Origin of the sequence: Ruoffia tabacinasalis, assembly GCF_042652985.1 — a bacterium.
Classification (GTDB): Bacteria; Bacillota; Bacilli; order Lactobacillales; family Aerococcaceae; genus Ruoffia; species Ruoffia tabacinasalis.
The window spans coordinates 26,501-40,605 of sequence record NZ_JBHSHQ010000016.1 but is presented as its reverse complement, the minus strand read 5'-3'; the positions used below and the strand labels follow the sequence as shown (position 1 = coordinate 40,605).

Sequence of the window (14,105 nt, the reverse complement as noted above, 5' to 3'; positions counted from 1 at the left end):
TTATCACCCAATCAGCATATTTATTCTCTTATATTATACCTTTAAATCGCCTAAACATCAAATTTAATAGCTATTTTTACGTCATTTTAGCTTTTAAATACATTATTAGGTAGAAAAGCTTATTTTTTAACATTTACCCAAAACCGGCTATTTTTTGTATTTATGGAAAATGACTGGTTTGGCAACTAATTTTAAAATAATTCTTCTCGCTTAGAAAAGTTATGCACATGGTGATAACTTTTCTAAGCGAAACTACTTATTTTCGCAACAGTTCATTATAACTTAGTTGCTCGTTTCAGACAACTTAATATAAAAAAACTCCTAATCTTACTAACCGCTTGGGCTAGATAAGACAGGAGTTTCATTTCAAAATTAGTGCGTACGAATTGGTGTTAATAATTGCAGTAATTCATTGTTAGGTGTTTCACTTTTCTCGAGAGCCGAAATTAATAAAGGACGGACACTTGAAGTAAAGCCAACATTAATGTCGACACCACTAAATGAGCGTAAAGCATCTTTCATATAATCAGGGTTAAATGAAATTTTAATTGGTTCACCTGTGGTTGATTTGGCACTGATTGATTCATTCGCGGAACCTAAACTGCTTCCTTGAACAGATAAATCAATGTTGTCATCCGTAATGTCTAATTGAACGACGTTATTTTTACCTTGATGTGACATTAGACTTGCACGGTCAATCGCATGTAGGAATTGATCTGCGTTTAAGACAATTTCAGTCGTATGTGATGAAGGTAATAAACGATCTGTATCAGGATAATTCCCTTCAAGTAAACGAGAATAGATTGTTAAATTATCAATTAAAAAGATAACTTGTTGTTCTGTCACAATCATTTCAATCATTTGATCATCTTGAACAATCCGTTCTAATTCATTCAATGTCTTCTTAGGAATGGTGATAGCTTCAAAGTTTGCTTGATCCGTTGTAAATTCAACTGGGATTTGGCGGCGACTTAGTCTATGACTATCTGTAGCCACTCCTGTTATATGACCTTCATTCATCATTAAGTGAACACCTGTTAAAACAGGACGACTTTCTTGGTTTGATGCAGAGAAGATAGTTTGACTAATTAATTCTTTAAATAATACCGTTGGTAAGTTGATCTTACGATCGGATTCAATCTCAGGTAAGCGAGGGTATGATTGTCCATCTGTACCGTTCAATGAGAAAATCGCTTCTCCTGAAGTAGCTGTTAATATGAATTGCTCATTTGTTTCGATCGTCACTTTAGTTGTAGGTAGTTTACGTACAATATCGTTAAAAATTCTAGCTGTTACAACGATACTACCAGTTTCTTCAATGACTAAACCTAATGAATCGTCTTGTACTGATAAGAAACTCTCAATAGATATCTCAGCATCAGAACCTATTAAAGTAATACCTTCTTTTGTCGCTGTAATTTTAATACCAGTTAAAATAGGGATTGTTGCTTTCGAGGGAATTGCTCGAGATACATCAATCAATTGTGCAGTAAAAGCTGCTCTTCCAATAGTAAATTTCATATCGTCACTCCTTATATATATATTATATATTAATAAATAAGTAATAGTAGTAGTAGGGGCTGTTAATTCTGTGCATAATCAACTTTGATGCGTGAATGTAAGCCAAAATGCTTGTTCGTCGACATGTGCATAAGTCTAGATTTCAGTCACAAGTTATACACATGTTAATAAGTTATCTTTGAAGTCTTTGCTTCAATTGATTGATCTCATTCTTCAATTGAATGTCAGTTTCAATCTCATCAGTGATTTTATCATAGGCGTGAATGACGGTTGTATGGTTTTTATTTCCAAAGTCTTCTCCGATTTTAGGGAAAGACATTTCCGTTAACTCACGTGTTAGATACATCGCTACTTGGCGCGGGAAGACAATATTTTTAGTTCGTTTTTTACCACGAATGTCTTCAGGCGTAATCTGATAATAGCGACTGACATATTCTATGACTTCATCGGGTGTCAGTGGCTTAGCTTCACCTTTATTAATGATATTATGTAAAGCTGAAGCAGCAAGCTCGGTATCAATTTCTTTTCCTTGAATCGCTGCATAGGCGATTACACGCACTAAGGCACCTTCTAATTCACGAATGTTAGTATCGACGTTATTGGCGATATACGTTAATGTATCAGGGCTCACATCTAATTGCTCACTCGACGCTTTTTTGCGAAGAATCGCAATACGTGTCTCCAAATCAGGTGGAGTAATGTCCGTTGATAAGCCCCATTTAAAGCGGCTTATTAGACGTTCTTCCAAATTCGTAATGTTATTTGGTAAGCGGTCACTCGTTAGAACAATTTGCTTATTATTATTATAAAGCTCATTAAATGTATGGAAAAACTCTTCTTGAGTCTTATCTTTCTTAGATAAAAACTGAATGTCATCTATTAATAGAACATCAATTTCACGGTACATACTTCTAAACTCTGCTTGTGACCCATCACGAATCGCTGTAATAAAGTCATTCATGAAAGATTCACTGGTAGAGTATTTTATTCTTGCTGAGGGTTGCTTACGTTTGATCTCATTACCAATTGCTTGCATTAAGTGAGTTTTACCTAAACCAACGCCTCCATATATTAATAGAGGATTGTAGGTTTTACCTGGCGAATCAACGACTGCTAAAGCCGCTCCATTAGCCATCTTATTACCTTCACCGATAACAAATGTCTCAAACACGTAATTTGGGTTTAACTGTGATTCTGAGAAGTCACCTGTATCTTCGACCTCAGGTACGACTTTCTTAGCCTGATTCGATTCACGTTGATCTTCGGGTACGATTACAAAAGTCGGCGTATATTCTAAACCATACACTTCAAGACTAAACTGAATGACGTAACCAGATAGATGTCTTTCCCAATAGTTTTTGGTTAGAGCATTTGGTACAGCTAAAGTGATTGTCTGATCTCCAATCCGAGTTGGATAGACTGGTGCAACCCAATTATCGAATGATTGATCGGACAGGCGTTCACTTATATAGTGCTGGCAATCCCTCCAAAATTTTTCTTTTTCTTCCATTAGATTCAATTCCTCTCAATTACCGAAAACAAATTTCACCATAAATTATAAGTAAAATAATTTTAGCATATTATGAGTTTTCCACAAGCTATAAAAACAAAAACAAGTTATGCACTCATGCACATTTGAGTTATCAACAGGTCAAAAAGAACTGTGCATAAGTGAATTCAAAATGAGTTATCAACATCTAGCTGTGGATAAGTCAGACTCAACACTTGCCTATCTTATCACATTCTAGAAAGTTATGCACTAAAACGGAGTGAAATTATACACAGAATAAACAGCTTGTTGATATGTTCATAAGTCAAAGAAGAACTTGTGGATAAAAAAAAATAAAAATTAACTTATGCACAAGAGAAAATATGCTGTGGATAAGTTTGTTTATAAGTTTTAGATTTTATGTTAAAATGTATATCGTAAAATAAAAGCGGATAAAAGTTATTTGGAAAAATAATTAATTAATAACTTGACAATCTTCCCTTACTTCTATAAAATATTTGAGTATTGTACACATATTGCATTTAGGAGGTGTATACCATGACAAAAAGAACTTATCAACCAAAGAAACGTAAACGTAGTAGAGTACATGGATTCCGTAAGAGAATGAGTACTAAAAACGGCCGTAATGTTTTAAAAAGACGTCGTCTAAAAGGACGTAAGAAAATATCAGCATAGTAATAATGATATTTATTGCAAGCATTCATCTAATTTCGCGAAAAGATCGTTGGATTAGATGAATGCTTGTTTTTTTGTATTAATATAGATGAATCGACAGAAACCGTTTTTCTTTTAGTAGAAAATTCGCTATAATGAAAGACAGTGAATGTCAAGAATTTAGATGAATGAGGGAAGTTTGTGAGAAAAGAATATCGTGTAAAAAAAGAATATGAGTTTCAACGGGCATTTCGTGAAGGGGAATCCGTAGCCAATCGGCAGTTAGTGCTTTATGTTTATCCGAAACCTGAACAAGCGCATTTTCGTGTCGGATTATCGGTTGGTAAGAAGATTGGGAATGCGGTTGAAAGAAATCAAGTTAAGCGCTACATTCGACAAGCTTTGTTAGAATTAGAGCCTGCGATACAATCAGATATCGATTTTCTTTTGATCGCACGAAAAGATATTCAAACAAAGACTTTCAACGAAGTAAAAAGCTCGATTATTCACGTTATGAATATAGCGGGGATTCTTGATAAAAAGAATCCAATAATAAATAAAAAGTAGGAGGCGTCAATGAAAAAATATAATAAATGGCTCAAAGTCTTAGTATTACTAGGTTTTGTAGTTTTTCTGACAGCGTGTGGTTCCACACAAGAGGCAGTCAATGCTGAAAGTACTGGTTTATGGGATCGTTATATTATTTATAATTTATCTCAACTGATTCTATGGTTATCTAATTTATTTGGTGGTAGCTATCCTTTAGGTATTGCAGTCTTTACGATTATTATTCGTGCATTATTACTACCATTATTCCAAATGCAAATTAAAACACAGCGCAAAACACAAGAGCTGCAACCGGAATTAGATGCAATTAAAGCGAAATATCCTAACAAAGACCGTGCTTCAATGGAAGCAATGCAAGAAGAGCAACAAGCTTTAATGCAAGACCGTGGTGTAAATCAATTTGCTGGATGTCTACCAATGTTAATTCAACTGCCAGTAATGATGGCACTGTATCAAGCAATCTTAAGAACAGAAGAGTTGCGTCAAGGTAACTTCTTATGGATGAATTTAGGTCAACCAGACCCTTACTTCGTCTTACCTGTCATTGCTGCACTATTAACGTTTGCAACAACTTACTTCTCAATGAAGAGCAATCCAGTTCAGAACACGATGACGAAAAGTATGACATTTGTTTCACCATTAATGATCTTATTGATCGGTTTAACATTACCAAGTGCAATTGCTTTATACTGGGTAATTTCAAATGCCTTTACACTTGCTCAAACATTTATCTTCAATAATCCATACAAGATTATTGCGGAACGTGAAGCAAAAGCAGAAGCAGAAAAAGAAAAACAACGAGAATTAAAACGTCAATTAAGACGTGCCACTGGTAAAAAGAAATAGAAGTCTCGAAAGGAAGATACGATGTTAGAACACAGTACAACTGTTAGAGCTGAGACGGTTGATAAAGCAATCGAAAAAGGATTAGCCGAACTGAACATCTCACGTTCTGAAGCAGAAATTCATGTTATTAGTGAAGGTAAAAAAGGATTATTTGGTTTTGGTAAGCAAGATGCCATTGTTGAAGTAACAGCGAAAAATGAGTTATCATTATCAGAAATTACTGAACAATTGGAAGAAGAGCAAAAAGTAAAATCAGATACAACAGAGACTCCCGTTGAAGCCGAACCGATGGTTGTTGAAGTTGACGAAGAAATTAAAATCACTGAAGTGAAAGAACAACCTAAAGAAAAAGTTGCTCCAAAATCAGAAGTGGTTGAAGCGAAAGTGGTTGAAAAGACTGTTGTTGAAGAACCGCTTAAAGAAGAAATGAAAGAATCTCAACCGAAACCTACTATAGAAGCGAAAGAAGAAGCAAATGTTGAAGCAGTAACTGAAACAAAATCAGATGAAGATGACCAACAAGAGACAATCACAATTGAAGAGGCTAGTCAGAAAGTGGCAGTCTACATTCAAGAAGTGATTCAATCCTACGGTGCGCAAGCTGATGTTGAGTTTGAAATATCACGTTCACAAGTGATGTTTAATATTGAAACGGATAAATCAGGCTTAGTTATTGGTAAGCATGGTAAAATCATTAATTCCCTTCAGATTTTATCGCAAACTTACTTCCAAAGCTTATACCGTCGCCGCACATCTATTTTATTGAATGTGGGTGATTACCGTGATCGTCGCGCAAATGTCCTGAGACAAATTGCTCAACGAACGGCAGATGAAGTATTAGAGACGAAACAAACCGTAATCTTAGATCCTTTACCAGCATATGAACGTAAGCAAATTCACGCGCATTTAGCAAGAATTGATCGAATTAAAACACACTCAGAAGGTAAAGAACCAAATCGTTATTTAGTAGTAGAATATAAATAAGTGAATTCACACAAAAAAGCTAGGACTTCGGTCCTAGCTTTTTTATTTGGAGGTGATTTTATTAGTTACACGCTTCATTTGAGAGTAGTAATGCTTGTAAAGTACAGAGAATTTACTTCGTTCACTTTCATTCCAAGGTTTATTTTTACCACAAAAGTGTAAGATAACGGTATTATCCATAATCCAATCATAGGAAATCTCTTTTTGACTCATTATTTCATAAAGAAAAGGTAATCTTGAATCAAAATTATATAATTCATCAGGTAGAGGTAAGATTTGGTCTCCATATAGACCATTTAGTACATCTTGATCGGGCATAAGCAAGAAGTCATGATTTTCCATTATGAAATTATAGATGGTTTCACTTTTCACTTCTTGTCGAATCAAAGTTAAATTCATCAGTAGAACACCGGAATTAAAATAGCTTTTCAATTCACGATTACCTAAGCGTAGACGGTTTATAGTATCCGTTACTTCTAAACGAGTATGGCTAGACGCTGCATAGAGATAATCATTAATATTTTGATTATATAACAAAGATAAATCATTAATACACAAAACATCAGCATCTAAATATAGAATCTTATCAAGATCTGAAGGAAGAAATTCATGGGCTAGCAATCTATAATAGATTGATTCGGGCCATCTTTCACTAGCGGGAGCGTTTTGGAATATATTCTTTCCGATAATAATAGGCTTATATTCCATTTGGAGTTGCTGACAAAATTTATGAATTAACTTGTTATCTTTTAATTCTTCTTTTTGAAGTACATAGACAACATACGATTCTTCTTTTGTATTATTTCTAATGGAAAATAAGGTAGTAAGGAGTGGTTCCGTAAAATTATCAGAAATTGAAAATAATAGATTCATTTAAAAGCCTCCATTTTTACTGTTGAATCGATTATACCAAAATTAGAGCTAGTTGGATATGAAGGAATAGTTATTATAAAGTTCGATACAATAAGATGCCTTAACATTAAATTTACATAAACTTTACATAGAAAGACCAATCTTTACATAATATTTACGTTAAATTAATATCCACTTTATATGATAAAAGTCGGAAATGAATGCAGGGTTGTTGCGTTTCTAAAATTAATTATAAGGAGGAATTGTATCTTGAATACAATTAAAAAAGTTTTTACATTTATTATTTTAGCCATATTATTTGTGGGTAACTTAGGATTAACTGCAACAGGTGTTTATGCTCAAGAACCTGTTGAATTAGTTTTCTGGCATGGAATGGGTGGAAATGCTGGTGAAGCTTTACAAGCTTTAGTAGACGAATTTAACGAATCTCAAGATGGAGTTACTGTTAACGCTCAGTACCAAGGAACTTATGATGAGACATTAACAAAATTACGCTCATCTGCTTCAGGATCTGAAGTTGGAGCTGACATTGTTCAAGTATTTGAATTAGGAACAACATTCATGATTGATTCAGGTTTAACTGTTCCAGTTCAAGAATTCATTGATTCAAGTGGTTATGATATCTCTCAAATCGAACCTAACTTAGCTGCATACTATACAATTGATGATCAATTAAATTCTATGCCATTCAACTCTTCAACTCCAATTATGTACTATAACGCTGATATTTTTGAAGCAGCTGGTATTGAAGAAGCACCTAGTTCTTTAGCAGAAATCATTGAAATTGCACCACAATTACAAGAAGCTGGAGCAGCAATGCCAATCTCTTTACAAATCTACGGTTGGTATTTAGAACAATGGTTCTCTAAACAAGAAGCAGATATCTATGACAACGGTAATGGACGTGAAGGCGCGCCAACTGAAACTGTATTCGTTGAAAACGGAGCAATGGAAAAAACTATCTCTAAATGGTTAGAAGGTATGGAAGCCGGAGCAATCCCTAACGTAGGACGTACAGGTGGACAACCAGAATTCGTAGCTGGACAATCAGCAATTACAATTGGTTCAACTGCGAGTTTACGTCAAATCTTAACAGAAGTTGACGGACGTTTTGAAGTAGGAACTGCTTACTTCCCAGGTGTTGACGAAGAAGACCAAGGTGGCGTTTCAATCGGTGGAGCTTCATTATGGATGATCGAATCTGGTGACGACGCTAAGAAACAAGCAACTTGGGAATTCATCGAATTCTTAATTTCACCAGAATCTCAAGCGAAATGGAACCGTGATACAGGATACTTCCCAATCACAACAGCAACTCACGAAGAGCAAGTATTCTTAGATAACTTAGCTGAGTTCCCTCAATTCCAAACAGCGATTGACCAATTACATGAGTCAACTCCTGAATCACAAGGTGCATTATCTGGTGTGAACCAAGAAGCACGTCAAATTTATGAAAATGAATTAGAAAACTTATTAAATGGTTCAACAGACGCAGCTGGAGCAGCTCAATCAATGGCTGATCAAGTAAACGCAGCAATTGAAAACTACAACGCAGCTAACCAATAATATTCTTTAATATAAGAACAATTCAATAGGAGACAATTACTTAATTTTAGTATAAAAAACTAAAAAGTGATTGTATCCTATTGTAATTTTATAGAAGTACATTTAATAAATAACATAAACTTAAAGGTTGGGACTATACTGTTAACGTCGTATACCCAACTTTTATTTTTTAATCACAGAAAGACAAGGAGACGAGTATGGAACAAGCAAAAATCATTAAAGAAGAGCGCTCTTTATTTGATCGAATAAAAGGTTATGGCTATTTATTACCTGCTATCATAGTTTTAAGTGTGTTCATGTTTTGGCCATTTATCCAGACGCTTTATAGAAGTTTATTCCTAACGAATAATTTAGGGGAGAATGCAGAGTTTCTTGGTTTAGGTAATTATCAAGAGTTATTAACTAGTAGTAGTTTCTGGAATAGTGTGTTAGTGACGTTAAACTTTGTATTAATTGTTGTAGGTTTTGGAGTAGTTATTGGATTCTTAACTGCTCTACTGTGTCAGAAGACATTCCCAGGTATTAAATTTTTCAGTGCAAGTTATGCGATGCCTATGGCAATCGCATCTGCAGGAATGGCAATGATTTTTCAAGTGATGCTAAATCCAACCGTAGGTATTGTTAATCGTTTATTTGGTACATTTACTAACTATTTAGCGAATCCAGACTATGCTCTTCTTGCAGTAGGTATTTTAACCGGTTGGTTGAACAGTGGGATGAATTTTCTTTATTTCAGTTCAGGCTTAGCAAGTATTGATGAATCATTGTATGAGAGTGGGTCAATTGATGGAGCGAATGGTTTTCAGAAGTTTTTATTCATTACGCTCCCATCTCTAAAGCCAACGTTATTCTTCGTTATTGTGACGAATGTCATTAATGCATTCCAAGGTTTTGGCCAAATTAATATCTTAACAAAAGGTGGACCAGGACAATCTACGAACGTCATTGTTTACGATATCTACCGAAATGCTTTTATGAATTACCGTTATGGATTTGCTTCAGCGGAGTCTGTTGTATTATTCATTATTGTAATGATACTTACAGTGATTATGTTCAAATTTAGAAAGGGGGCAAATAACTAATGCAAGCACCAATAAATGCTACTGATAAAAGATATATTCGACGCCGAAAATTAGGGAGATTTGCCCTAATCGTATTAAATGTTATTGCCTGGTTAATTATTATGTTCCCATTAATTTATGCATTTTTAATGGCCATTAAACCATCAGGTGAATTATATGATCCGAATAGTGTGTTATTCCCTCAAAACCCAACATTATCAAACTTTGTTGATGTATTTGATATTGCACCTATCGGTCGCTATATTATGAACTCACTAATTGTTGCTGTTTCAATTACTTTATTGCAGATAACAACTTCAATCTTAGCAGCCTTTGCTTTTAGATTTTTGAATTTTAAAGGGAAAGGGATTATCTATGGTCTCATCTTATCGACAATGATGATTCCTGGAGAAGCCGTTATTATTTCACAATTCTTAATGGTTTCAGGCTGGGGATTAACAGATTCTATCACAGTATTAATTATTCCTTTTATTGTTTCAGCCTTCAATATATTCTTATGTGTGCAAGCATTAGAAAACTTCCCATATGAGATTTATGAGTCAGCTAAAATAGATGGATGCAGTGACTTCCGATTTGCTTTTACGATGGTCTTACCATTAATTAAACCAACGATTGGTGCCATGGCAGTTCAATCATTCCTGGCAGGATGGAACATGTATATGTGGCCATTATTAGTGACGAATGATGACTCGAACCGGACGGTTCAAATTGGTATTAGTATGCTAAATAGTGTGGATTCACAATCATTAGTTCTAATGGTTGCAGGTATTGTAATCTGTATGATTCCAAGTTTAGCGATATTCATTGTAGGTCAACGTAATATGATTAAAGGCTTGACTTCAGGAGCAGTTAAAGGTTAATTCCAATTTAAGGAGAAGGAAAATAATATGGCAAAATTACAATTAAAAAAAGTAGCAAAAGTTTATGAAGATGGCTACAAAGCAGTAAAAAATATTGATCTAGATATTGAAGATAAAGAATTTATCGTATTAGTAGGACCTTCAGGATGTGGAAAATCAACGACTTTACGTATGATTGCAGGTCTTGAAGGAATATCAGAAGGTGAGATGTACATTGGTGATACATTAGTCAATAATATCCCACCAAAAGAACGTGATATCGCAATGGTATTCCAATCCTATGCACTATACCCACATATGACAGTGCGTGATAATGTAGCCTTCGCTATGCGTATGGCAGGCGTAAATAAAACAGACCGTTATAAACGAGTAGATGAAGTAGCAGCTATCTTGCAATTAACAGACCTTTTAGATAAAAAACCTGCTGCCTTATCAGGTGGACAACGTCAACGTGTGGCTTTAGGACGTGCGATGGTAAGAAATCCTAAAGTATTCTTATTAGATGAGCCTTTATCTAACTTAGATGCTAAATTACGTGTAACAATGCGTTCTGAGATTGTGAGTTTACACCGTAAATTAGAGACAACTTTCGTTTATGTAACACATGATCAGACAGAGGCAATGACAATGGGAACGCGTATTGCAGTCATGAGTGTTGGTAACGTAGAACAATTTGATACGCCAGCAAATCTTTATTACAATCCAGTTAATGTTTTCGTTGCAGAGTTTATCGGGAGTCCACAGATGAACATGTTACATGGAAAGTTAGTTAAAGAGGGTGAGGAAGTTTACTTCAAAACAACGGATAAGAATATCTTACTCCCTCAAGAATTAGTTGATCGTATTAAAATCGATATTAATGGACAAGAAATATTATTAGGTATTCGTCCTGAAAATATCCACTACCAAACTGATTTAACTGATAGTAATACAGTCACAGTCAGAGCGAAAAATGTGGAACAAGTAGGTTCAGATACTTTCCTTTACTTTGATTTAGGATCTAGTAAACGTGAGTGTGCCGCTCGTTTCAATCCACCTCGTATGATTTCGTTTGATTCAGAGGTAAATATTTCAATTGATTTAACCAAAGCTCTATTGTTTGATAAGTCGACTGAACTTACAATCCTTGAGCCGCGTAAAGTAGAAGGTGAATTTTAAAATGAGTCTAATTATTGCACACAGAGGGTATAGTGGTAAGTTTCCAGAGAATACAATGTTAGCTTTCCAAAAGTCATTGGAGTACGGAGCAGATGGAATTGAATTGGATATTCAATTAACGAAAGACAGCAAAATTGTTATCTGTCATGATGAGGAAATTGATCGAACATCCAATGGAAAAGGCTTCATTCGAGATTATACATTGGCTGAATTACGCGAATTTGAATTCCGTAATAATATGTATGATTTAGAAGATGAGACCGAGGACAATATCAAAATTCCTACTTTAGATGAATTTTTAAATTGGTTAAATACGACAGAACTCATGGTCAATATTGAGTTTAAAACATCCATCATAGAATATGATGGGATTGTTGAAAAAGCCATTGAATTAGTTAAGGAAAGAGAACTTGAAGATCGAGTGATTTTCTCGTCATTTAATCATAATACGATTAAAGAAGTTAAAGAATTAGATAGCTCTTTAAGATGTGGCTTCTTAACGGTAGCAAATATATTAGATCCTGGTGCATACTGTCAGGCACATCAAGTAGAATATTACCATCCTGCTTATGTATCACTTTTGCATACACCAGAAATTATGAATGAGTGTCAGGAACAAGGAATTAAAATTAACGCTTATACGGTAAATGAGCCAAAGCACATTCAAATATTATTAGATTTAAATATAAGTGGTATCATTACTAATGAAATCGAAGAAGCTATTCAATTAAAACACTAATTAAACATCTTTCAACATTAATTTGTTGGAAGATGTTTTTGTGTAAAGCTTGATATAACAGTAAAATCTTTTAAATATAAAATATAATATTAAAATTAATTCATATAGCGAGACAAAAGCATTGCTTATTAAACGCTTTCATTATATAATATAAGGTGTAAACAAGTTGTATAGACAAGTAAAAGGAGGATGAACATGGCAAATTTTGAAAAAGATGCTAAAGCCTTATTGGAGCATATTGGTGGATCCGATAATATTAATGCTGCAACGCACTGTGCGACACGTATGCGTTTCGCGTTAAAAGATCCAAGTGAAGCGGATATTCAAGCAATTGAGGCTATACCATCTGTAAAAGGAAGTTTTACGCAAGCAGGTCAATTTCAAGTCATTATTGGTAATAACGTGTCAGAATTTTATAAAGACTTTGCGGCGATTTCTGGCGTATCAGAAGCTTCAAAAGCAGATGTAAAACAAGCATCAGAAACAAACCAATCATGGTGGCAAAGAGCAATGACGTTCTTAGCTGAAATTTTCGCACCGATTATTCCAGCTATTATCGTAGGGGGACTTATCTTAGGTTTCCGTAATATTTTAGAAGGTGTTGCGTGGGAAGGTTTAGGCGGACAAACAATTGCAGAATCATCTGTATTCTGGAACGGGATTAATCATTTCTTATGGTTACCGGGTGAGGCAATATTCCACTTCTTACCGGTAGGTATTACTTGGGCAGTGACACGTAAGATGGGTACAACACAGATTCTAGGTATTGTACTAGGACTTACATTAGTATCACCTCAATTACTGAATGCCTATGGAGCAGCAGATGCATTAGCTACAGGTGAAGTACCACAATGGGACTTTGGTTTTGTTCAATTAGATATGATTGGTTACCAAGCACAAGTTGTACCAGCGATGTTAGCGGGTCTGTCATTAGGTTACTTAGAAAAATTCTGGCGTCGTGTCGTTCCAGAAATGGTATCAATGATTTTTGTTCCATTTCTATCACTATTACCAGCAGTCATTCTTGCACATACGGTGCTTGGACCAATTGGTTGGTGGATTGGTGACGGAATTTCAACAATTGTTCTGGCTGGATTATCAGGACCATTAAAATCATTATTCGGTTTCTTATTCGGAGCACTCTACTCTCCATTAGTTATTACTGGATTACATCACATGTCAAATGCGATCGATTCACAATTAATCGCAGATACTGGTACAACAGGTCTGTGGCCAATGATTGCTTTATCTAATATTGCTCAAGGTTCAGCTGTAATGGGTGTATGGTGGTTAACGCGTAAAGACGCAGATGAGTCTCAAATTACGATTCCATCAGCAGTATCATCATTCTTAGGTGTTACAGAGCCAGCGATGTTTGGGGTAACATTGAAATATATTTATCCATTTATTGCAGCGATGTTAGGATCAGGAATTGCCGGCTTTATTTCAACAACATTTAACGTTCAATCGAATGCGATTGGTGTTGGTGGATTACCTGGTTTCCTAGTTATTCATATTGATTCACAAATGTGGTTCTGGATTGCGATGGCAGTAGCATTAGTGGTGCCATTTGTTCTAACACTTGTCTTTAATAAAGTTGGTTTCTTACAGGATGCTGGATTAAACTTCGATATCCCATTCTTTAAAAACAAATCAGAGAAGAAAGCATAAGCAAGTTTATATTTACAATAGAAGCAGCAAGTTAATCCTAACTTGCTGCTCTTTTATTACAGGAGGAACTTAAG

13 protein-coding genes are annotated in these 14,105 nt (G+C 35.0%); 10 read left to right on the top strand and 3 right to left on the bottom strand.

Translation table 11 applies throughout. From position 1 onward, the window contains the following. Window positions 1–372: 372 nt before the first annotated feature. Together dnaN and dnaA are read right to left on the bottom strand one after the other, a co-directional pair. Window positions 373–1,521: a DNA polymerase III subunit beta gene (gene dnaN / locus ACFO5Y_RS03050; RefSeq protein ID WP_197104080.1), complete on the bottom strand. Its 1,149-nt coding sequence runs from the start codon at window positions 1,519–1,521 to the stop codon at window positions 373–375. A 172-nt stretch (window positions 1,522–1,693) separates the two neighbouring features. Further along, window positions 1,694–3,031 carry a chromosomal replication initiator protein DnaA gene (gene dnaA / locus ACFO5Y_RS03045; protein ID WP_197104081.1) on the bottom strand — a complete coding sequence of 446 codons (1,338 nt, stop codon included), beginning with the start codon at window positions 3,029–3,031 and terminating at the stop codon, window positions 1,694–1,696. A gap of 537 nt (window positions 3,032–3,568) precedes the next feature. Between dnaA and rpmH the strand changes: the two genes are divergently transcribed. The 4 genes from rpmH (at window position 3,569) to jag (ending at window position 6,082) form a co-directional block, all read left to right on the top strand. After that, window positions 3,569–3,706: a 50S ribosomal protein L34 gene (rpmH, locus tag ACFO5Y_RS03040; RefSeq protein WP_138403767.1), complete on the top strand. Its 138-nt coding sequence runs from the start codon at window positions 3,569–3,571 to the stop codon at window positions 3,704–3,706. Between the two features lie 180 nt (window positions 3,707–3,886). Further along, window positions 3,887–4,252 carry a ribonuclease P protein component gene (gene rnpA / locus ACFO5Y_RS03035; RefSeq protein ID WP_197104082.1) on the top strand — a complete coding sequence of 122 codons (366 nt, stop codon included), beginning with the start codon at window positions 3,887–3,889 and terminating at the stop codon, window positions 4,250–4,252. 9 nt (window positions 4,253–4,261) lie between these two features. After that, entirely contained in the window at window positions 4,262–5,098 is an 837-nt protein-coding gene (gene yidC / locus ACFO5Y_RS03030; RefSeq protein WP_197104083.1) for a membrane protein insertase YidC, read from the top strand. A 21-nt stretch (window positions 5,099–5,119) separates the two neighbouring features. Continuing rightward, window positions 5,120–6,082 carry an RNA-binding cell elongation regulator Jag/EloR gene (gene jag, locus ACFO5Y_RS03025; protein WP_197104084.1) on the top strand — a complete coding sequence of 321 codons (963 nt, stop codon included), beginning with the start codon at window positions 5,120–5,122 and terminating at the stop codon, window positions 6,080–6,082. Window positions 6,083–6,124: 42 nt separating this feature from the next. Here the strand turns inward: jag and ACFO5Y_RS03020 are convergent, their stop codons facing one another. Further along, complete coding sequence (locus ACFO5Y_RS03020) at window positions 6,125–6,955, bottom strand: glycosyltransferase family 8 protein (RefSeq protein WP_197104085.1); 831 nt, start codon at window positions 6,953–6,955, stop codon at window positions 6,125–6,127. Window positions 6,956–7,204: 249 nt separating this feature from the next. Here ACFO5Y_RS03020 and ACFO5Y_RS03015 point away from each other — a divergent pair, with 249 nt between their 5' ends. From ACFO5Y_RS03015 to treP, 6 genes are all read left to right on the top strand, one after another. Then, complete coding sequence (locus ACFO5Y_RS03015; protein ID WP_231606852.1) at window positions 7,205–8,521, top strand: ABC transporter substrate-binding protein; 1,317 nt, start codon at window positions 7,205–7,207, stop codon at window positions 8,519–8,521. Between the two features lie 197 nt (window positions 8,522–8,718). After that, complete coding sequence (locus tag ACFO5Y_RS03010; RefSeq protein ID WP_197104087.1) at window positions 8,719–9,603, top strand: carbohydrate ABC transporter permease; 885 nt, start codon at window positions 8,719–8,721, stop codon at window positions 9,601–9,603. Then, the gene (locus ACFO5Y_RS03005; RefSeq protein ID WP_197104088.1) at window positions 9,603–10,463 is read left to right on the top strand and encodes a carbohydrate ABC transporter permease; all 861 of its coding nucleotides are present in this window, start codon (window positions 9,603–9,605) and stop codon (window positions 10,461–10,463) included. The genes ACFO5Y_RS03010 and ACFO5Y_RS03005 overlap by 1 nt, the downstream gene beginning before the upstream one ends. A 27-nt stretch (window positions 10,464–10,490) precedes the next feature. Further along, the gene (locus ACFO5Y_RS03000; RefSeq protein WP_197104089.1) at window positions 10,491–11,621 is read left to right on the top strand and encodes an ABC transporter ATP-binding protein; all 1,131 of its coding nucleotides are present in this window, start codon (window positions 10,491–10,493) and stop codon (window positions 11,619–11,621) included. Window position 11,622: 1 nt separating this feature from the next. Beyond that, window positions 11,623–12,360, top strand: a complete 738-nt coding sequence (locus ACFO5Y_RS02995; RefSeq protein WP_197104090.1) for a glycerophosphodiester phosphodiesterase — start codon at window positions 11,623–11,625, stop codon at window positions 12,358–12,360. A gap of 195 nt (window positions 12,361–12,555) precedes the next feature. Continuing rightward, window positions 12,556–14,031, top strand: a complete 1,476-nt coding sequence (gene treP, locus ACFO5Y_RS02990; protein WP_197104091.1) for a PTS system trehalose-specific EIIBC component — start codon at window positions 12,556–12,558, stop codon at window positions 14,029–14,031. The last annotated feature ends 74 nt before the right edge of the window (window positions 14,032–14,105 follow it).